Below are 21,210 nucleotides of genomic sequence, written 5' to 3'. Positions count from 1 at the left end.
GGGACGACTCCTTACTGAACGGCTTTACGCGGCGCCGTTGGGTCTGCCGGTGGGGTGAAGGTACGCAGGTCGATGGTCGGCGCGTTGTCGCCGCCCAGACGGTGGTCGAGTATCAGCAGCTTGGCATTGCCCAGGCCTTCGGTCAGTTGCGCCAGGTACTGTTCCAGCAAAAACGCCTGCCCTGCCTTGGCGTAGGCCTGGCGCTCGGCACTGAAGCGCAGGTCCGCGCCTTGCGCTGTGGCCAGAACTTCACGGGCTGCAGCGCTGGCCTGATCTCGGGCAACGCTGGCATTGAGCTGCGCCTGGTTGGCCTTGTCACTGGCCGCGCCGCGTTCGCGGGAGATCAGTGCCTGCGCGCCGATCTGCGCAGCCTGCACAGCATGATAGGCATTGGCGGCACCCGCTGGCGGGTGGATGGCTTCGACTACCGTGGCGAGCAGTTCAACGCCGCTGTCCAGTCGCTGCAAGTCAGCCTGCACGGCTTTGCCGATGTCATCGGCCAGCCCGCTGCGCTGTTCGCCGAGCAGTTCGTCCAGCGTGCGCGAGGCAAAATCATGCACCAGCACGCGGCTGGCCGTGCTGCGGATCAGAGAAGGAATATCGGCGCTGTTATAGGTCGAGGCCATCGCCGCGGCATCTGTCAGGCCGATGCGGTAGACGAACCGCACATCCATATTGACGATCTGAAAGCTCTGCTTGTCGCCGGCACTGCTGGCAATGACCTGGGATTTTTCGTTGATATGGCTGGCATCCCACAGTCGGTTGGCACTGCCCGGCGGCGGCCCTTCGGCCGGGTCCAGCGTCTGCTCGGACGCGTCGGCCGCAGAAACACTGGTCGCCAGCTCATGTACCACGCCGTTTTCAACCGCCAGGACCCGGCCGAACGGCCAAGGCAAACCGACATGCAGACCCGGTCCGAAGACTTCGACCGGCTTGCCGAACCGCTCATAAATGCCTCGCCCCTGCATCGGAATTTCATGCACGCCGCTCAGCGCCCAGCCCAGCGCTGCAACCACCGCCAGCACCGGCAAAAAGGCGCGGCGCATGTAGGTAAAGGCCCAGATCTGGCGCAGGTCAATGCCAAAGCGGTTGTGCAGCTCATGCTGCAAGGCGAGCAAAGGGCGCGGCGGCCAACGCAACAGGTCAGCGATGAAACTGGCGGCCAGCAGGCGCGGTTCGAGACGCGGAGTGCGCGGGCTGAACACCGACAACACAGCCCGCAACAGAAATTCAAGCGCCACACCCAATGGCAGCAGGCCGATCAACACAGCCAGCCGTGCAGGCCAGACGCGATCAGCGCTGGAGAAGAACAGGCACAACGCGCCGACCAACAGAACGATAAGCGTCATGCGCACCAGCTGCGCCAGCGCCCCGGCCTCTGGCGACTGGCCTTCGGGCTCGCTGCTCAATTGCCGTTCGATGACCAAGAGCCCGAACGCCAACAGCAACAGGATGCTGCCCGCCAGACTGCCTGAAGTGGAAAGGTCGGAACCGGACAACGTCAGGTTCCAGAAGGCGCGGATGACGATCAACGCCAGCACTGCCCACCCGGCAAGCCACAGGGTCGAGCTGCCGATGTGCCGAATCAGCGACTCGCCCGAATCGCTCAGCCGGGTAAGCAGGCGCTCATACCAGCCGGTTTCATCGAGTGCTTGCGCCGTTGCGGGAGAGTCTGCGGCAACAGGTGCAGCCAACGCGCGGGCACGCCACACCGCGACATGCCTGGCCGACTGCAAGCCCGCGGCGAGCAGTATCAGCGCCGCCGACGCATTGCCCAGCACGGCCATCCACAATGAACCTGGGGAAAACAGATCGATGGACAGGGCCAGCAGCAGCCCGAACGCGCCCACCCCACCACTCACATACATCAGTCGCCCGAGACGCCGAACCTGCTGCACCGCCATTTGAAAACGCGGCAGGCCTTCGAGGCCATCGTGCTCACCCAAATCAACCCGCATCACTACCCCGGCACCCGCTGATTATTGCCCTGTGGAGAGCCGTGTATCGGCATCCATTAATGCAGCTGCATCATAGCGTTACGATATAACACGCAGAGTGAAACTTTCGTCAGGACTATTGCCTGAACGAATGCGATATAGCGGTAAATAATCGGGCTGGATATCGTGCCTATGCTCCGCGTCGGCATGCGGTACTGGACGCTCAGCCTGCGTCAGACTGACATTTGCTCAGTCTGCGACCCGGCAAAATGGTTGCTGAATATTGCGCGCAGATTCAAGCTCTCTGCGCCAACGCGCCCTATCGCCCTGACCGGCGCTGCGTACTCACCTTGCTCGCAAGCCTTGCGCCAAGCGGTGCCGAGCACATTCAACCCACCACAACAGGCCTGAAAAACGCCCATTCCTGCCATCTGGATGCCGCTTCCATTGAGCACGATCGGTGATTTTTTTTGACTGATTTCCGAACGGGATCTCGTCTTTGTTATCTGTTGTGGGTAGTTTGCGTTCGGCAAGGAGTCGTTGGCGCGCCATTTTTTGTGCAGGACGCACAGAATTACTCAGAGGCTTCACCCTTATGAATCGCAGAAATCTCCTGAAAGCGTCCATGGCGTTGGCCGCTTACGGCAGCGTGTCGGCCTCAGGGCTTTATGCTGCGCGAGCACTGGCCGCCGCAGCCGATGGCGAGATCGAACACTTCGATTTTGCAGAGCTGCAAGCCCATGCCAAGAAGCTCGCAGGCAAAGGCTATGTGAGCAACAAGCAAGTGCTGCCACCCGTCCTGGCAAATATGACGCCGCTGCAATTCAATGCCATTCGCTACGACCCGAACCACTCACTGTGGAAAGACGTCCACGGTCAGCTCGACGTGCATTTCTTCCACGTCGGCATGGGTTTCAAGACGCCGGTGCGCATGTACAGCGTCGACCCGCAGAACAAGCAGGCGCGTGAAGTGCATTTCCGCCATGACCTGTTCAATTACGAAAGCAGCGGCATCGACAAGAATCTGGTCAAGGGCGATCTGGGCTTTGCCGGCTTCAAGTTGTTCAAGGCACCCGAAATCGCCATCAACGACGTTGTTTCGTTCCTCGGTGCCAGCTATTTCCGGGCCGTGGACAGCAACAAGCAATACGGTTTGTCGGCCCGCGGCCTGGCCATCGACAGTTACGCCAAGCGCCAGGAAGAATTCCCCGACTTCACCAAGTTCTGGTTTGAAACGCCAGACAAGAACGCCACACGCTTTGTGGTTTACGCACTGCTCGACTCGCCCAGTGCAACCGGCGCCTACCGCTTCGACATCGACTGTCAGGCTGGCCAGGTGGTCATGGAAATCGACGCGCACATCAATGCCCGTACCGATATCCAGCAACTGGGCATTTCGCCGATGACCAGCATGTTCAGTTGCGGCACTCACGAGCGCCGCATGTGCGACACCATCCACCCGCAAATTCACGATTCGGATCGCCTGTCCATGTGGCGCGGAAACGGTGAGTGGATCTGCCGTCCGCTGAACAACCCGGCCAAACCGCAGTTCAGCGCGTTCGCCGACACCGACCCGAAAGGTTTCGGGCTGGTGCAGAGCGATCACGAGTTTTCCAGCTATCAGGACACCGTAGTCTGGTACAGCCGCCGTCCGAGCCTGTGGGTCGAGCCGATCACCGCGTGGGGCGAAGGCGAGGTCAGCCTGCTGGAGCTGCCGACCACGGGTGAAACGATGGACAACATCGTGGTGTTCTGGACACCGAAGACGCCGGTCAAGGCCGGGGATTCGATGAACTACGGCTACAAGCTGTTCTGGAGCCCGTTGCCACCTGTAAGCACGCCGCTGGCGCAGGTCCACGCCACTCGTTCAGGCATGGGCGGCTTCCTCGAAGGCTGGGCACCGGGCGAGCATTACCCGAAAACCTGGGCGCGCCGTTTTGCCGTGGACTTCAACGGCGGCGGTCTGGATCGCTTGCCGGAAGGCACCGGGATCGAGCCTATTGTCACGGTCACACATGGCAAGGTGCAGGACTTCAACATCCTCGTGCTGCCGGACATCAAGGGCTACCGCGTTACCTTCGACTGGGTACCGGACAGCGACTCGGTCGAGCCGGTTGAAATGCGCATGTTCATCCGCACTGGCGACCGTACGCTGAGCGAAACGTGGATGTACCAGTACTTCCCGCCAGCACCGGACAGACGCAAGTACCCGTAGTCCGCAGATAGGTGACGCAGAGCGTCACGCACTGCTTTCCCACGCTGGAGCGTGAGGAACGATGAGCTCAACTAAGTGCCCGCCAAAACACTATCGTGCCCATGCTCCAGCGTGGGCACGCCGTTCTGGACGCTCCGCGTCCTGTCCCGGGTACTAAGTGCAGCGCATAGCCCTTAATCCTGACTAATTAATTGACAGTTGCCCGAACTGCGACTGATATACGTGTTGTCACGCCGTTGCGAGCGTTCGCTCCAGACCTTTCATCTCCCAGAGCCTTCCTGTGTCGACACATGCCCGTGATCGTCGGGCGGTAGCTTTGTCCGCGCAATTCCACAGACGCATATCCAGAAGGCAGCCAGCATGGCGTTGACTACTGCGAACAGCGCCGACACCAGGTCGTCGGTGATGTCCTTTGATAAATCCACGGTGGTGGTGTGGGTCGCCATCAGCCTGATTCTGGTCGAGACCTTCTCCGGAGCCTTGCGCTTCTACTTCGATCAGGCAGGCATCAGCCCCCTGCTCTACATGCCCAAAGCTGCCTGCATCCTGTTGTTTGTGCTTGAGCTGTGCACCTTCAAAGCGGGACGGTTGTTCTGGGCGTTCATGGTGGTGTGGCTGATTTCCGGGCTGCTGGCCATGCTGCATCGCGCCAGCGTCCACAACCTGGCGTTCAGTCTGTTCGCCCTGAGCCCGCTGGTGTTCGGCCTGGTGTGCAGCAAGCACCTGCTCTACCGCCGCCCACTGTTGTACCGCGCCATCGGCTTTTGCCTGCTGGCCTCACTGCTGGGTATTGCTCTGGACAAGTACACCTCGGTGCCCTGGAAGGGCTACAGCTATAGCGTCGGTGAAACCGAATTGAGCGCCAACACCACATGGAGCGCGGACGAGGTGGACCGCATTGCCGGTTTCGCCAGAGTGTCCAACGTACTGTCGATCATGATCGCCTTCTACACGCTGTACCTGATCATTTTCGTGCGCTCACGCCTGATGATGATCCTGCTCAGTGCCGTGGCGCTTTACGCCATCGTGCTGACCACCAGCAAAGCGCCAGCCGCGGCATTTGCCCTGACCCTTATTCTGCTGTTGCTGCGGCGAATGAGCTGGACCTGCCGGACGCTTTGCAGCGTGGTGGTAGGCATCGGCCTGCTGCTACCGACTCTGGGGCTGATTGTGAGCCCCGATGCCTATGCGGTGAGTAGCGGCGGCTCTCTGGCCTCGCTGTATGACCGGATGATCAATACCTGGCCCAACCTGATAAATGCCATTAGCCGCGAAGGCTGGATGATCAGCGGCGCGGGCTTCGGCATGGTCGGCAGCACAATGGGGCTATTTCCGGTCGAAGGTGCTGGCATATTTCTCGGCATGGACAGCTCGGCGCTGTATCTGTGGGCGATGCTGGGCGTGCTGGGGCTGTTGCTGTACGCGCTACAGATTCCGCTGTTGTTCCGACTGATCGATGATCAGACCCGCATCGGCCACATGCTGCTGGCGATCAGCTTCTGCTGGTGCCTGATCAGCTGGACCACCGACATGTTCGAGGTCGCTGTCGCCAATCTGTTTATAGGCGTGGCCATTGGTCATGTGATTGCCAGCAGACAATCCGCTGCAAGCCATGCGCTCAGGCTGCCCTCCACTGCCCACTGACGGGCCGCCAGATAACTTCCCGGCCGCTGCGCTGCACAGCGCCACTCTCCCTCACGATCATCCACCGGATGGCTTTCTCAAATGGACTTCAGAAAAGACATCAATGGGCTGCGCGCCATCGCGGTGGCTGCGGTGCTGCTCTTTCACTTTCAACCCGCCTGGCTGCCTGGCGGTTTCGCTGGGGTGGACGTGTTTTTCGTGATCTCGGGGTATCTGATTACCGGGATCATCCTGCGCGGCTTGAGGAGCGGCAAATTCAGGCTGGCAACGTTCTACACGTCGCGGGCCAGACGCATCGTCCCGGCCCTCGCGGTGCTGTGTCTTGCCTTGCTGCTGCTGGGCTGGTTCTCCTTGCTGCCGCTGGACTACAGCGCGTTGGGCACTCATGTGGCCAGCAGCCTGGGATTCGTTTCCAACGTTGTCTACTGGCGCGAGGCCGGTTATTTCACCGCCAGTGCTCATGAGAAATGGCTGTTGCACAGCTGGTCGCTGTCGGTGGAGTGGCAGTTTTACCTGCTGTACCCGATTGCACTGTTGCTCCTCAGTCGCTTTGTCGCGCTGCACAACCTGCGCTGGTGGGTGCTGGGCGCAAGTCTGGCGGGCTTTGTGCTTTGTGTATTTGCCTCGTCCCGATGGCCGGAAGCTGCGTTTTACCTGCTGCCGACCCGTGCCTGGGAGTTGCTCGCGGGTGGCGTGGCCTGCCTGTTCCCGCTGCAACTCAGGCCCCTGCAGCAGCGAGTTCTGGAACAGGTCGGACTGGCGCTGATCGTCGCCGGTTTCTGTCTGCTGTCCGTGCAGGACACATGGCCCGGGTATCTGGTGCTGATGCCGGTGCTGGGGACTTTCGCGGTGATCGCGGCGGCCCGCAATGATTCGCTGCTGACCTGCAACCCGCTGTTTCAATGGACAGGCAAACTGTCGTACTCGTTGTACCTGTGGCACTGGCCGGTGGTGGTGTGGATGAACTACACCGGTTTGCTGGGCGAGACCCGCACGGTGCTATTGGGCATCGGCGTGGCCCTGACACTGGGGCTGATTTCATGGCGACTGATCGAGCAGCCCGCCAGCACACATCAACCTGGGCAGCGCCGAAAATTTGCCATGCCCGCCGCACTGGTCGTTCTGGTGTTCGCGGCCGGGGCGCTAGTGGGTGCGACGCGGGGCGTGGTATCGCCACTTCGCCCGATCAGTGTTTCGGACAAGGCGCATTTCATCCAGGAATACGTCGATCGACAGCACAACCTGTACGAGCCCTACTGGCTGAAATGTGACGCCTTTTCCGCCCTGACCCAGCGTGGCCAGTCGGGCATCGACGAGGCCTGCACGCGCAAACAGGGGCCGGGCGGAGTGTTCTTGTGGGGCGACTCTCACGCCCAGGCGTTGTCACTCGGGCTGCGTACCTTGCTGACACGCACGACCCCCTTCTATCAGGTGGCCTCGGCCAGTTGCGTTCCCGACCTGAATGACCACGAGGGACGCACGTCAGCGACCAGCAAGGCCTGCGACTACTCCAACAGGACTGCCCTGCAGAGCATCGACAGGCTGCGTCCGGACATCGTGGTCATCGCGCAGAAGGATGGCCACAACAAGACCGACTGGAAGCGGATTGCGACCCGACTCAAGGGCTTTGGCGTGAAACATATAGTGCTGATCGGTCCGATGCCGTCGTGGAGCCCATCGCTGCCCAGTGTCATCGTCAACCGTCATTGGGGGCTGAGCGAGTCGTATATCCGCGATCCGGCGCTGGATCAAAGCGTCATGCGGGTGGATCAGGCAACCCGCGCGCTGGCTGTATCGGCAGGCATCCAGTTTGTGTCGCTGATCGACAAGCTGTGCATCGCCGATGCCTGCCGGGTACGCCTGGAAAACAGCCGCTCATTGCTGCAGATCGACTCGGGACACTTGAGCGCAGAGGGTTCGTTGTACGTGGTGCGCAACTACGTATTGCCACAACTGGTGAATTAATCGAGCACGCAGCGCGGCGCAGAGTTGTGACGCGGAGCCTCACGCAAGGCAGTCAAACGCGGAAGCGCAAGGAACGACAGGTGTGCGGGCGTGGGTTAATCAACGGAGCTCTTTGAGCCGCTCGGCAAACTTGACCAGGTCAGCGAGCGAGTCGGCTTCCATCTTGCGCATGACCGAGCCACGCCGGACCTTGACGGTGATTTCACTCACGTTCAGGCGGGCTGCAATCTGTTTGTTGAGCAAGCCACTGACGACCAGTTCCATCACCTGCTGTTCGCCATGATTCAGGCTGGCGTGACGGCGCTGCAGTTCGGCTTCGACGGCTGAGTTGCGGCGACGGCTGCGGTCTCGCTCAAGCCCCTGCTGAAGCGCGTCCAGCAAGTCCTGGTCACGGAAGGGTTTGGTCAGAAACTCCACCGCACCGGCCTTCATCGCCCGCACGGACATGGGAATGTCGCCATGCCCGGTGATGAAAATGACCGGCAGAAAAATCCCCGACCTGGCCATGTGCTCCTGAAAATCCAGGCCACTCATGCCGGGCATGCGAATGTCCAGAATCAGACAGCCCGGCGCATCAGGACGAGGGGTGTCCAGAAACTCGCGGGTCGAGCCGAACAACATGCTGCGCAAGCCAACTGAAGCCAGCAGGTCTTCCAGCGAAGAACGCACCGAGAGGTCGTCATCGATGACAAAGATGACCGGCTCTTCGGCCTGCGGTGCAGTAGCGGCTGTGTTCATCAGGTTTCCATTTTTCCAGTGGGCAGAGTGAAATGAAACGTGGCCCCAATTGACGGGTTGGGCGTCACCCAGATTCGTCCGCCATGCGCTTCGATGATAGACCGACTGATCGCCAGCCCAATTCCCATGCCTTCCTCTTTGGTGGTGTAGAAAGCGTCGAAAAGCCGATCGGCTGCTTCCGGCTGAATCCCTACACCGCTGTCGCTGACAGTGAACTCGATTTCCCCGCCTCCGCGCCACTCGGCCCGCACGTCCAGTTGCGCCTGCTCCGGTTCGACTTTCCTCATCGCGTCCATGCCGTTGAGCATCAGGTTCAGCAGCACTTGCTGGATCTGCACACGGTCAGCCAGCAGCGGTGGCATTCCCTCCGGCACGTCAACCGACAGTGTGACGCCCTGCCCGTCTATCTCGCTGTGCGCCAGCGCAACGATCTCGGCCACCGTGTCCGCCACACTTATCCACTCTTTGTGCGTCGACGAGCGCTTCGCCAGGGCCCGCACTCGCACGATGATATCTCCGGCGCGATTGGCATCACCGATCATGCGCTCGACTGCCTGACGGGCCTTTTCCAGATTGACCGGCTCGGTGGCCAGCCAGCGCTGACAGGCGTTACCGCTGATGACAATCGCCGACAGCGGCTGATTCACCTCATGGGCAATGGACGCAGCAAGCTCACCCAACTGATTGACCCGTGCGATGTGCGCCAGCTGCGAGCGCGCTTCATGAACCGTGCGGATGGCCCGCGCCATACGCAGCGCCAGCCAGGTGGTCATAGCGATGGCGGCCAGGCTGATGACGCAGTTGATCAGCCCGGACGCCTCGCTGCCTCTGGAGGTGGTCATTTCGTAACTGACCACCGTCAGCAGCATGCACACCGCCGCCATGACAATAACGCCCCTGACCGGCAAAAGCCTGACCGCCAGCAGCACCACCGCGATCTGGAACACCCCCACGGCGATCTCCAGATCGGTCAGGGTATCGGCAATCGCGATGACCAGCGCCAGCGCCAGCAAGGCGACCCACCTGACGACCATCGCGGCTCTGCTACAGGATTCTGGCTCGTGCATCTGCACCCTCTCGCTCTTCAAAAGGCCTGCCGAGTATGTCGTACAAACCTCAGGACGGGTTATCCAGACTGAACTGATCGGCCAGCTCATCATAAGCGAACAGCTCGGCGTAACGCCCCCATTGCGTAACGACATTCAGGGTCTGCATGGCATCGCTTTCCGACATGAAGTCTTCCAGTTGATCGCGAAAACGCCGCGCCGGTGCCGTGTGCGTGGGGCGATCATCCAGCACTCGCCGAATGTGCGCGACCAGCGGCACGAAGCTCAGCAGGTGCTGGGCAAACAGTTGCTTGCGTTCGTCGACATCCGCCAGCGCATAGCGATTTGCGGCAGGCAACAAGCGAATATCACCGCCCTTGAGCTCTGCAAAACGCAGCAGTTGCAGGACCTCGGCAATCGGGAACAGCTCATCGGCGTTGTAGTGCAGCGCGCTGGCCAGTTCCGGCAGGTCCGCTTTGAGGCTGTAGGGCGGCGCATGAATGGCTTCGATCAGCCCTGCCAGCGCATTGGTGGACACCTGCGGCAAAACCATGCCCAGCCCGGTGCCTGGAAACACGCCCTGACGTATTTCGCCTGCATCGTTGTCTTGGGTCATCAGCACGTAAATCTCCTCCACCAGCGCCCGGAAGATTGGGTCCTGACGGTTGCGCGGCTGAGGCAGATCGACCTTGATCTCGCTGATCACCCGACCCGGATTGGAGGAGAACAGCAGAATGCGATCGCACATCAGCACGGCTTCGGCAATATTGTGCGTCACCATCAGGATCGACTTGATGGGCATGCGCCCTTCGCTCCACATATCCAGCAAGTCGGTGCGCAGGGTTTCGGCCGTCAGCACATCGAGCGCGGAAAACGGCTCGTCCATCAGCAGTACATCAGGGTCGATGACCAGCGCACGTGCCATGCCCACGCGCTGGCGCATGCCGCCTGAAAGCTCTTTGGGGTAAGCACTCTCAAAGCCGTCCAGACCGATCAGGTCGATGGCCGCCAACGCGCGCTTGCGACGCACGGCAGGTGGCACACGTTGCGCTTCAAGCCCGACTTCGACATTTTCCAGCACCGTCAGCCACGGGAACAGGGCAAAGCTCTGAAAAACCATGCCTACCGACATCGACCGCCCCTGCACGCGGCGAGGAAAATTCACTTCGCCTTCGGTGGGCACCACCAACCCCGCGATGGAGCGCAGCAGGGTGGACTTGCCCGAGCCGGAGCGACCCAGCAGGCCGACTATTTCGTTCTCATTGAGCGTCAGTGTCACGTCATCCAGCACCAGGCGCTCTTTGCTGCCTTTGCCGTACACATGTCGGACTTTCTGAACATCTACCAGGCAACGCGTTTCGACAGCCATCATGATGGCGCCCTCCTCAATCAAGATCACACAAGACTCAGACGCCGCTCGGCAAACCCGTACAGCGGACGCCACAGCAACCGGTTGAACGCGATGACGAAGATCGACATGACAACAATGCCCAACGCAACGCGCGGAAAGTCTCCCGCCTGAGTCGCGTTGGCGATGTAAGAACCCAGCCCTGCCGCTTCCAGATGCTGATCACCCCAGGACACCGCTTCAGCGACGATACTGGCGTTCCACGACCCACCCGATGCGGTCAGCGCCCCGGTGACGTAGTAGGGGAACACCCCCGGCAAGGCCACACGCCGCCACCACTGCCAGCCGCGCATGTTGAATATCGTGGCCGCTTCGCGCAGGTCAGTCGGCAAGGCGCTGGCCCCTGCGATCACGTTGAACAGGATGTACCACTGGGTGCCGAGCACCATCAGCGGCGAAAGCCAGATGTCCGGGTTCAGGTGCAGGCCGACAATCGCAATCACTGCAAAAGGGAACAGTACGTTGGCTGGAAAAGCCGCCATGAACTGCGCTATCGGCTGCAAGCGTTCAGCCCAGACCGGACGCAAGCCGATCCATACACCAACAGGCACCCAGATCAGGCTGGCGATGACGATCAGGACAATCACCCGCACCATTGTTGCCAGCCCCAATCCCAACGCGGTGACCAGGTCGCTCATGCCCAGCGATGTCTCGATGAACCTGAACAGGTAAACACTGCCGGTCAGGCAAGCAGCCATCACCAGGGCCAGCCATAGATAGTCGAGCAACCGGGCAACGCCAGGCGTGAGCTTTACGTTCCACAGCCGGGATACCACGCGCCAGTCGATCAGCATCAGGCATTTGCATGGCGCAGCGAGGATCGAGCCCAGCATCGGTGCCACCCGCGAGCGACCCAGCAGGCTGTACATCCAGGAGCGCGGACGCTTTGACGATGCGGTTTGCTCGAAGCGAAACTTGTCCGCCCATGCCACGATCGGCCTGAACAACAATTGGTCATAGGCCAGGATCACCAGCGCCATTGCGCCCACCGCCCAGGCAATCGCAGCAAGGTTTTTCTGCTCGATGGCCAGCGCCAGCCACGAGCCGATGCCGGGCAGATTGACCGTGGTGTCACCGACCGAAATGGCTTCGCAAGCGACCACAAAAAACCAGCCGCCGGACATCGACATCATCATGTTCCACACCAGCCCCGGTACGGCGAACGGCAGCTCCAGACGGGTAAAACGCAGCAGTGGAGACAGTCCGAACTGCCGGGTGACTTCATTCAGGTCGCTCGGCACGGTACGCAGTGACTGATAGAAACTGAATGCGAGATTCCATGCCTGGCTGGTGAAAATGGCAAAAATCGCTGCGCATTCGACACCCATTTGCCGACCGGGGAACAGCCCCATGAAAAAGGTCACTGTGAACGTCAGAAACCCCAATACCGGAACCGACTGAAGAATATCCAGCGCCGGGATAATCACCTGCTCGGCCTTACGGCTTTTGGCCGCCAGCGTGGCCACGACAAACGTGAAAACCAGCGAAGCCGCCAGCGCGATGAACATGCGCAGCGTGGTGCGCAATGCATATTCGGGCAGGCGCGCAGGGTCGAGGCTCATCGGGCTTGAGTTCAGCGCGGCAAGTGGCTGCATCATCTGGCCCACGCCATACAGCACCAGCGCAATAAACACGGCAATAACGACCAGGCAAATACCATCGGCCCAATAAGGAGTGCGCGCACCGGGTTTTACAAAACGGGGCGTGCGCAGGCTTTTACCGAATTCAAATATCGAATGCATTGTTCACCTCGAATCGGCTGTGCAGGCGCGTACCCGCCAGCGTGATAAACAAACAGGCGGTCGGCGATAACAGAAAAAGGCCGTGAGTTAATAGTTGCCGGACAGTGAGTAAAGCTTATCGAGTTTTGAACAACTGTTAAAACCTGCAAAAGTAGGTCATGTTTATCTGTGAGTATGAATTATATATACCAACGTATATTTGCAGGACTAACGGGTATGCCGTTCTGAATGTTCTGCGCCCGATCGTGAACAGTCGGCGCGGCGCAGATTTGTGACGCAGAGCGTCACCCACGGCATTCCCACGCTGGAGCGTGAGGAACGATAGGTGTCTGTGAGAACGCTATCAACTATCGTGCGACGCACTGCGTCCGGTCTCGATTCAGCGGCGCAGCGCAGATCTGTGACGCGGAGCGTCACCCACGGCATTCCTACGCTGGAGCGTGAGGAACGATAGGCGTCTGTAAGAGCTATCAACTATCGTGCGACGCTCTGCGTCGCATGCCGTTCTGGACGCTCCGCGTCCTCTTTATCACTTCTTCGCTGGAGCGCAGGAAACGACAGGTGTCCGAAAGAACACCTCACGCGCCCCGCACCGCAAGGGCATAAAAGTCCGCTGGCTCAGACGCGGAAGTGGCTGACCATCGTTTGCAACTGGCCTCCCAGACGCGCCAGTTCGACGCTGGAGGCTGCGGTTTCTTCGCTGGCTTCAGCGGTCTGCTCGGACACGTCGCGAACGTTGACGATGCTGCGGCTGATCTCGTCGGCCACCGAGCTTTGTTGCTCGGCGGCGGCTGCGATCTGCTGGTTCATCGCCTGGATGTTCGACACGGTCCGGGTGATGCTTTCCAGTGACGTACCGGCCCTGCGCGTCAACTCGACACTGCTGTCAGTCAGTGTGCGGCTGCCAAGCATGATGCCCGACACCTGACGCGTGCCATTCTGCAATGCAGCCACCAGGCCCTCGATCTCCTCGGTGGACTGCTGGGTCCGTTGCGCCAAACCGCGAACTTCGTCGGCCACAACGGCAAAACCGCGACCGGCTTCCCCGGCACGCGCGGCTTCGATGGCTGCGTTGAGTGCCAGCAGGTTGGTCTGCTCGGCAACCGCCTTGATTACATCCATAACCTTGCCGATCTTGTCGCTTTCCTGCTCCAGCACATTCATTGCATCGGATGAGCGCACCACCTCGGCGGCCAGTCGCTCGATCTGCTGGATGGCTTCGCCGACGACCTTGTCACCGTCACGAGCCTGCTTGTCGGCATCGGAGGCAGCAACGGACGCCTGCTCGGCATTGCGTGCCACTTCGTGCACAGTGGCCGACATTTCATGCATGGCGGTCGCCACCTGATCGGTCTCGACCTTCTGGCTGTTGACCCCGGCGCTGGTCTGCTCGGTAACCGCCGACAGCTCTTCGGCAGCGCTGGCAATCTGCGTGACGCCGTCGCGAATACCGGAAATCAGCTCGCGCAGGGTTGTGCCCATGCGCTGGATGCCCTGCTGCAATACGCCCAGTTCGTCACGTCGGGTGACGGCTTCGGTATGAGTCAGGTCGCCAGCAGCGATGCGCTCGACAATCGCCAGCGTTTCGCGCAGCGGCCGGGTGATCTGACGGGTAATGACGATGGCCGCAAGAATGCCCAGCAACATGACCAACAGCACGCAACCGATCTGCAGGTTACGCGCCTGAGCGGTGTCATCCTTGCCCATCTGCATCTGAATGCCATACAGCTCTTCGCCCAGTTTGACGATGGCAGCCCCTTGGGAAGTCAGGTCCTTGCGCACGCTCGCAGCAGTCTGAGTGGTGGCCTTGAAAGCGTCGACCGAGCTGCGATAGCTGCGAAGAGCGCTTTCAAACTGGGCAATCTGTTCGCGGTTGGCAGCGCCAAAAGCGGTTTTGAGCCTGTCCAGATGACTGATCGCCGTATCCAGTTGCTGAAAAGCTGCTTTCTCGGTCTTGTCATTGGGGTTGCCGGTATAACCACGTACTTCATAGCGAACCAGAATCAGGTCTTGCCTGGCGGCAGTCGCCAGTTGGACCTGATCGAAACGCGCCGGGTCCGCAGGATCGATCTGCATGACGGCATCGTTCAACGAGTCGACAGCGCGCATGGCAACCATGGCGTTGGCGGTCATGTCATTACGCACTTTGGCGCCGGCCTGAAACGCAGCGCGCATGCTGTTCAACGATGCCTCGTAGTCGCGAGTGACGTCGGCCAGTTCACGTAAAGGCTTGAGGTTGATCGGATTGTCGAAGGTGATGAGCAGTGACTGCTGCTGCGCCTTGAAGACATCCAGTTTGCTCTGCATGTTTTGCGCGGCGGTTTCATCGCCGTCAGTCAGCATATATTGCAGGCGCGCGACGCGCAGATTGGTCAGGTTGTCACTCAACTCAGTGATATCGCCGATTCTGTCGGTGCGATTGATGAGTTTATCGAGGCTGGTCCAGCCGACCAGAGCGAGAATGGCAGTGAAAAAAAGAACCGTCCCAAAGCCCAATGCCAACTTCATGTTGACGCTGATATTCGCAAAACTGCTGTTCATAAAATCTCCTGAAAATGCTTTTTGTGCGCGACGAAAGAGCTGAAGATTTGTTTTTATGGACAGCAAACCCGCGCGCCAGAGCTATCGGCCGCAGAAGAGCAAAACTTGATCGAAAAAAGGCAATCAGCGTTCGAACGCCGATTCGAGAGGAGAATCGGGGGGGCTGCAAGCCCCCGATCCGGTCAGGCAACCAGCTTGAAACGCGCCACGACATTGCGCATGTCGCTAGCAACTCGCGCCAGTTCTTCGGCAGTGACGGCATTGTTGTCGATACCCAGCATCAAGGTGCCGGAGCTGTTGCGAATCTCCATGACATTACGGTTGATGTCTTCGGAAACCGCATGCTGCTGCACCGCGGCGCTGGCGATCTGAGTGTTCATCTCGACGATACGCTCGACGCCCTGGCTGATGCTCGACAGGCTGCCAGAAGCATCGCTGGCGGCACTGATGCACGCTTGGGCCTTTTGCTGGCCGGCTTGCATCTGCTGCACGGCAGCATCGGTGGCACTTTGCAGTTGCTGGATGATGTTGCGGATTTCTTCGGTCGACGCCTGAGTGCGCGAAGCCAGCGTGCGGACTTCATCAGCCACCACAGCAAACCCGCGGCCCTGCTCGCCAGCCCGAGCCGCTTCGATGGCAGCATTCAGGGCCAGCAAGTTGGTCTGATCGGCAATCGTACTGATGACCTGAATAACGCCACCAATCGACTGACTGTGCAGGGCCAGCGCCTGGACTTTCTGGGCGCTGACTTCCACTTCTTCAGCCAGAGCCTGAATGGTCGAGTGGGCCTGATGCATGATGCGCAGCCCGTTACGCGAGGCAGTGTTGGCTTCATCAGCAGCCAGCGCAGCACCTTCGGTGTTCTGCGCTACATCGGCCACGCTTGTGGTCATCTCGTTGATGGCCGTCGCCACTTGCTCGGTTTCAGCCTGTTGCGCGTTCATCGACTGCTTGGCCAGACCGATGGAGGTGCCCAGTCGGGCAGCTACGTCAGACAGTTCGTATGACGTGCGGTCCATGTGCGAAATGGAGCTAGCGAATGCTTCGGCCATCAGGTTCAGACCGTTGGCGATGTCAGCCACTTCGTCCTTGCTGCTCACCTGTACACGGGCGCTCAGATCACCGTCGGCCAGACGACGGGTGACGCCCAGCAGGCCGTCGATGGTCAGGCGCAGGGCGCGGTAGATGCTGAAGAACGCATAGAGCAGCAGCAAGCCCATGATTACGCACATGGCAATCACGACTTCGCGTTGCAGCAGCAGCGCGCTGTAACGCGTATCCAGTTCACCTTGAAGCGCACTCTGAATTTCGTCCTGGGCCTTATAAAGCCCGGCGACCACAGCGTTACCGCGCGCGCTCAGCGCCTGCCCCTGCGGCACCGAGAATTCCGTACCTTTGACGTACGCTTGCAGGTCATTGCGAAAGCCGTCCATCGTCGAGGTGGCCGAAGCGATAGGGTCGCCAATGCGGGCAGCAAGCTCTGGCGCACGACGCTTGAGCAGTCGAATGCTTTGCTCCAGCTCCGCGCGAAATTGCAGCTCGATCTTCAACAGGCTCTCAAGCGAGCCGCGCATCGGTACGCTTAGCCCCTGACCAGTACTCAAACCGGCGGTGATACCCCGGATCTGACCGGCCACGTTGATTTCTCTGGGCATGCGAATGGTGCTCAGGTCGATCAGAAACAGCGAGGCATAATCTTCGTCCAGTACCATGCCCGAGGTAGCCGAGACGTAATAGATAAAGTTGAGTGTCTGGGCCAGCTGCTCATTCCACTGTGCAAACACCTCGTCTTGCGAAAGACCAGGCTTGAGACTTTCCATCAGGGAGCGCGCACCTTCGCGAAGACGCTGCACGCGACTCTCGGTCTCCAGCAGACGTCCTTGACGGGCATCCATGTCGGCGAGGTTACCAAGCGCTGTTTCAAGCTGGGTGCGGTTGCTGGCCAGATCCTGGGCAGCGGAGGCATCACCGGCGAGCAAACGGTTGGTTGCTGCACGCTGCAGCATGGAGAGTCGCAGAACGGGTGTCATGACATGCAGGTATTCACGACCGATACGTTCCTGGGCAACGGTGTCTATGCTCGCATTCAGACTGTTGAAAACCCGAAGACCAAGAACGATCAGCGGGATGACGATGATGATGGCTAAAACGGCAAACTTGGCAGGGAACCGCAGGCGATTGGTAAGGTAAATACCAGGCGAAAGGATGTTCATAGTGGTCTCTATTTTAATTTAGGCGCCCGATCCGGCTGAAAAAGCTCCTTTATTTCTTTGTATCACGGCAGGTGCAAGGTCAGTGGTGCCGCTTTGAAGGGAATCATCCATTCAGATAGAGGCATAGTGACATCACCTCAGAGCTGTGCCCCATCTGGAAGTTCAATGAGGGCCATCATCTGATACCGGTCTATCGGCAGGGCTACGTAGAACCTGAGGTCGCGGGGGTTTACGGGAAGACGCGGGGGCGGAGCTTGGGGAGTGAAGCTTGCGGTGAACGCTGATCCAAATGAGGTGGATTCAGTTCAGTACGGAGGGAAATGGGTGTCCATCTGGCAGATCTGTCGACCACAGATCTTTCAGCGCGTACACCGTTGTGCGGCATCGTGACGCACAACGGTGAGCGTCATAGCGTTTTGAACGAGGGCCTTTCAAGCCCTCGTCCACTCCACGTTCGACAACCCGAGCTTTTCAGCTTGAGGCTTGCTCAGCTTTGGTACCGGGTCGGAACGGTACTTGGGGATCGCACCGAATCCTGCATCCACCGACGCCCAGTGCCAGGCTTCTTTATTGTCCATGACAACCGCTCTTATATAGAACGTCTTGTAACTGCCATGCAGCAGGTAATCGATACGGTAGTGTTTTTCATCAGCCATTGTGTTGCTCCTGCTTTGTCGACTCGCAAAACAGATCGCAGGGTTTTCGAAAAATTCAAAATATTAATGCCATCATGTAAGCGATATCATATAGCCACCCTCACTCATGCCGATAGGGATGGCCGCAAGGCTATGACAACTAATAGACTTTGTTTATAACCCGTCTTTTTTGAATTTTTCGCCAACACAGACGGCTTACGCTCTGAGCATTGCCTGCGGGGCCTCTGAACTAATAGTGTGTTGTTTTTCAAACATTCAGCGAATAAGAAAATTCTATTGAACCCGGATTTTCAGGCCGTTCATCCCGTTCACTAAAGTTATACGCAACGTCTACATCCCCGCTTTCTCATATCCAGTGACTGCGTTGAATAAAACCCATCCAGGTGGGTTGACGCTTCCCAAAAGATCACGCCTGAGGACACGACATGTTTATTCATAACAAGCGGCTTCAATATACCGTGCGGGTAGCTAGACCAAACCCTGGACTGGCCAATCTTCTGCTGGAACAGTTCGGCGGTGCCCAAGGCGAGCTGGCAGCAGCCGGACGTTATTTCACTCAAGGGTTGAGCGAGGAGGATCCAGGCCGTAAAGACCTGCTGATGGACATCGCCACCGAAGAGTTGAGCCACCTGGAAATAGTCGGCTCGATTATTGTCATGCTCAACAAAGGCGCCAAAGGTCAATTGGCTGAAGGCATCGAAGAAGAAGGCGAGCTTTACCGCTCCATCAACGGCAATGGCAACGACTCCCATATCACCAGCCTGCTGTACGGGGCCGGTGCGCCGTTGACCAACTCTGCCGGTGTGCCTTTTACGGCGGCCTACATCGATACCATTGGCGAGCCAACGGCTGACTTCCGCTCCAACATCGCTGCGGAATCCAGAGCGAAGATTGTTTACGAGCGTTTGATGAACGTGACAGATGACCCGGGCGTGAAAGAGGCACTGGGCTTTCTGATGACACGTGAAATCGCTCATCAGTTGTCTTTCGAAAAAGCCCTGCACGCCATCCAGCCCAACTTCCCGCAGGGCAAGCTGCCAGGCATGCCGGAATTCACCAACAAGTACTTCAACATGTCCGGTGAACCCAATGTACGCGGTCCGTGGAACCAGGGCGGTGTCTGGGAGTATGTGGAATCGCCACAACCGGCTGTCGATGGCGGCGATGGCACTGCTTCCGTCACACTGGATGCCAAGGATGCAGAAGTGCTGGAAATGATGAAGGAGCGGACCCAGTCCGATCCGACTGCCAACCCTATTACCGGTGCGGATCTGGGTTCTGGTTTTGTACAGGGCAAAAATGTTTGAAACGGGTTTAAGCCTGTCTTGTTCAGGAGAACGGAATCATGAAAAAACTTCGCTCCCGCAAACCTTTCCCGTCTCAGGGCGAGTTGGATACTGCGTTGACCGACGCGGTGTTTGTAAAAGGGCTTCGTGCTTTCGAGGCTCAGGCGCTGCTGGCACGTCGGGGTCTTCAGGTGGTGATGGCTATGAAGGTCTTTGGGGTTGGAACCTTGCTTGATAACAACCTGCCAGAACGCTGATCACATTCGGTCATCAATGGCACACGTTCTATAAGGCGAGTCCCCGGGCAGGCTGGACACCAGCCTTGCCTGTGGATAAGTCACTCGGTTACTGAAAAGGATATAACCATGACTCGTATGACCATAGAAGATTTGGTCATTCACGAACGCTCAGATGTTTGCAGCGCCGAAAGTCATATCATTCAGTGACGTCTCAATAGCCGCATGACATTACCTCTCGCCAGGAAGATGTCATCATGCGCAATATCCCATCACGCTTTTACAGTTACATCACTTTTTGGCAGCGTCGTCGCCATGCGCAGCTGCAAGTTTTTTCGCATGTTCAAGATGCTGCTCAAGTGTTGGCAACGTAGCTTTGGCAAACGCCTTGAGCTCGGGGTCATCACCGTTCTCGGCCTCTTCCTTGTACAGTTTGGTCGCCTGCTCATGCGCAATGACCTGATTATTGGCATACGCTTGATCAAACGACTTCTTGTGCATTTCCAGAATGGCGGCCTCGGCTTTATCCCTGAGTATGGGGTCTTCGGACAGTTCAAGGTTCTTGCTTTTGGCAATCGCTGCCAGCTTATCGTTAGCAGCCGTGTGGTCTGTGACCATTTGCTGAGCAAACTTCTTCACGTCGGCAGACACACCCTGCTCATCCTGTACAAGCTTGCCGACCAGAACTTCTGCGATCCCTGCTGCAGAAGCATCTTTTACAAAGTCGTCAGCGTCCTGCGCAGCAGTAACCACTTGAGAGCCTAGCGAAAGCACGATGGCAATGGCGCTCATGCGAAAATAATTGTTCATTTTCGATCATCCTTGTGTGGGCTGAATACATCATCGTTATCGACGATATAAACGTTTTGACCCACGCCCAAAACCTGTGTTCAGCCTTTCCGACCGCTTGCAGTAAAACGCCGATGTATCGATGATACTGAACCCTGCAGGTGAGGCAGCCAGCTTATGTATTCAGGCTGAGCAGCCGTAAAACTTGCTTAAGACAGTCGTCAATTGCTAATCGACTGGTATCAAGACACAGGGCGGCGCCAGCAGGCGGTTCGTAGGGGGCGCTGATGCCGGTAAAGTCTTTCAACTCGCCTGCCAACGCCCGGCGATAGAGCCCTTTGGGGTCACGCTGAATGCAGGTTTCAAGCGGTGTGCTGACAAACACTTCGATGAAGCGCTCGTGGCCAATGATCGAGCGAGCGGTTTCCCGGTCGGTCTCATAGGGCGAAATGAACGACGAGACAACGATCAGGCCTGCGTCATTCATCAATCGGGCGACTTCAGCGATGCGCCTGATGTTCTCCGAACGATCTGCCGCAGCAAACCCCAGATCCCGGCACAAACCCTGACGTATGTTGTCGCCATCCAGGGTATACGCAAGCCTGCCACGGTCCATCAACGCTCGCTCCAGTGCAAACGCTATGGTGGACTTTCCGGAGCCGCTGAATCCGGTCAGCCAGACTGTTTTCGGCGTTTGCTTCAAATGCTGCTCACGGTCTGTCGAGGACACTTGGCTGGTTTGCCAGACAAGGTTCTGTACGCCATGTGAGTTGTCCATGATCGCCTGTTCCTGA

The 21,210-nt window shown here is 58.6% G+C and carries 15 protein-coding genes and 2 pseudogenes; 5 read left to right on the top strand and 12 right to left on the bottom strand.

The window, feature by feature from the left end:
- Positions 1-11: 11 nt before the first annotated feature.
- Complete coding sequence (gene hflK, locus RYB09_RS08985) at positions 12-1,958, bottom strand: protease modulator HflK (protein WP_122280153.1); 1,947 nt, start codon at positions 1,956-1,958, stop codon at positions 12-14.
- A 574-nt stretch (positions 1,959-2,532) separates the two neighbouring features.
- Between hflK and RYB09_RS08980 the strand changes: the two genes are divergently transcribed.
- The 3 genes from RYB09_RS08980 to RYB09_RS08970 all read left to right on the top strand — a co-directional run bounded on the left by RYB09_RS08980 (position 2,533) and on the right by RYB09_RS08970 (position 7,761).
- Positions 2,533-4,152, top strand: coding sequence for a glucan biosynthesis protein D (locus RYB09_RS08980; RefSeq protein WP_058402513.1), 1,620 nt, complete (start codon positions 2,533-2,535; stop codon positions 4,150-4,152).
- 360 nt (positions 4,153-4,512) lie between these two features.
- On the top strand, positions 4,513-5,796 hold the full coding sequence (locus RYB09_RS08975) for a hypothetical protein (protein WP_193601019.1): 1,284 nt from the start codon (positions 4,513-4,515) through the stop codon (positions 5,794-5,796).
- 81 nt (positions 5,797-5,877) lie between these two features.
- On the top strand, positions 5,878-7,761 hold the full coding sequence (locus tag RYB09_RS08970; protein WP_316888008.1) for an acyltransferase family protein: 1,884 nt from the start codon (positions 5,878-5,880) through the stop codon (positions 7,759-7,761).
- A 99-nt stretch (positions 7,762-7,860) separates the two neighbouring features.
- Here RYB09_RS08970 and RYB09_RS08965 read toward each other — a convergent pair whose 3' ends face one another.
- The 9 genes and pseudogenes from RYB09_RS08965 to RYB09_RS08935 form a co-directional block, all read right to left on the bottom strand.
- Complete coding sequence (locus tag RYB09_RS08965; protein WP_005744911.1) at positions 7,861-8,499, bottom strand: response regulator transcription factor; 639 nt, start codon at positions 8,497-8,499, stop codon at positions 7,861-7,863.
- Positions 8,499-9,566, bottom strand: coding sequence for a sensor histidine kinase (locus RYB09_RS08960; RefSeq protein ID WP_029241026.1), 1,068 nt, complete (start codon positions 9,564-9,566; stop codon positions 8,499-8,501). Before RYB09_RS08960 ends, RYB09_RS08965 begins: the two co-directional genes overlap by 1 nt.
- 49 nt (positions 9,567-9,615) lie before the next feature.
- Positions 9,616-10,920, bottom strand: a complete 1,305-nt coding sequence (locus RYB09_RS08955) for a nitrate/sulfonate/bicarbonate ABC transporter ATP-binding protein (RefSeq protein ID WP_316888059.1) — start codon at positions 10,918-10,920, stop codon at positions 9,616-9,618.
- Between the two features lie 20 nt (positions 10,921-10,940).
- Positions 10,941-12,695 (bottom strand): ABC transporter permease, encoded by a 1,755-nt coding sequence (locus RYB09_RS08950; protein WP_011169923.1) that lies wholly within the window; start codon positions 12,693-12,695, stop codon positions 10,941-10,943.
- 618 nt (positions 12,696-13,313) lie between these two features.
- A complete protein-coding gene (locus RYB09_RS27190; RefSeq protein WP_410478300.1) occupies positions 13,314-14,018 on the bottom strand; it encodes a methyl-accepting chemotaxis protein in 705 nt (234 codons plus the stop codon).
- A 198-nt stretch (positions 14,019-14,216) separates the two neighbouring features.
- A pseudogene (locus RYB09_RS27185) lies at positions 14,217-15,203 on the bottom strand (methyl-accepting chemotaxis protein); the annotation flags it as partial.
- A gap of 215 nt (positions 15,204-15,418) precedes the next feature.
- Positions 15,419-16,129 carry a methyl-accepting chemotaxis protein gene (locus RYB09_RS27180; RefSeq protein WP_410478299.1) on the bottom strand — a complete coding sequence of 237 codons (711 nt, stop codon included), beginning with the start codon at positions 16,127-16,129 and terminating at the stop codon, positions 15,419-15,421.
- Between the two features lie 159 nt (positions 16,130-16,288).
- Positions 16,289-16,456 (bottom strand): annotated as a pseudogene (locus RYB09_RS27175) (HAMP domain-containing protein); the annotation flags it as partial.
- 1,424 nt (positions 16,457-17,880) lie between these two features.
- The gene (locus tag RYB09_RS08935; protein ID WP_002555969.1) at positions 17,881-18,105 is read right to left on the bottom strand and encodes a DUF6555 family protein; all 225 of its coding nucleotides are present in this window, start codon (positions 18,103-18,105) and stop codon (positions 17,881-17,883) included.
- 425 nt (positions 18,106-18,530) lie between these two features.
- Between RYB09_RS08935 and RYB09_RS08930 the strand changes: the two genes are divergently transcribed.
- Complete coding sequence (locus RYB09_RS08930) at positions 18,531-19,412, top strand: manganese catalase family protein (RefSeq protein WP_002555970.1); 882 nt, start codon at positions 18,531-18,533, stop codon at positions 19,410-19,412.
- 38 nt (positions 19,413-19,450) lie between these two features.
- Positions 19,451-19,648: a hypothetical protein gene (locus tag RYB09_RS08925; protein ID WP_005756931.1), complete on the top strand. Its 198-nt coding sequence runs from the start codon at positions 19,451-19,453 to the stop codon at positions 19,646-19,648.
- Between the two features lie 270 nt (positions 19,649-19,918).
- Here the strand turns inward: RYB09_RS08925 and RYB09_RS08920 are convergent, their stop codons facing one another.
- Positions 19,919-20,437 (bottom strand): DUF4142 domain-containing protein, encoded by a 519-nt coding sequence (locus RYB09_RS08920; RefSeq protein WP_316888002.1) that lies wholly within the window; start codon positions 20,435-20,437, stop codon positions 19,919-19,921.
- Positions 20,438-20,591: 154 nt separating this feature from the next.
- Positions 20,592-21,194 carry an adenylyl-sulfate kinase gene (gene cysC / locus RYB09_RS08915; protein WP_058407659.1) on the bottom strand — a complete coding sequence of 201 codons (603 nt, stop codon included), beginning with the start codon at positions 21,192-21,194 and terminating at the stop codon, positions 20,592-20,594.
- Positions 21,195-21,210: the final 16 nt, after the last annotated feature.

Source organism: Pseudomonas syringae group sp. J254-4, from assembly GCF_032586855.1.
Lineage (GTDB): Bacteria > Pseudomonadota > Gammaproteobacteria > Pseudomonadales > Pseudomonadaceae > Aquipseudomonas > Aquipseudomonas amygdali.
The sequence above is the reverse complement of the archived record's forward strand: the minus strand, read 5'-3'. Positions and strand labels throughout refer to the sequence as shown.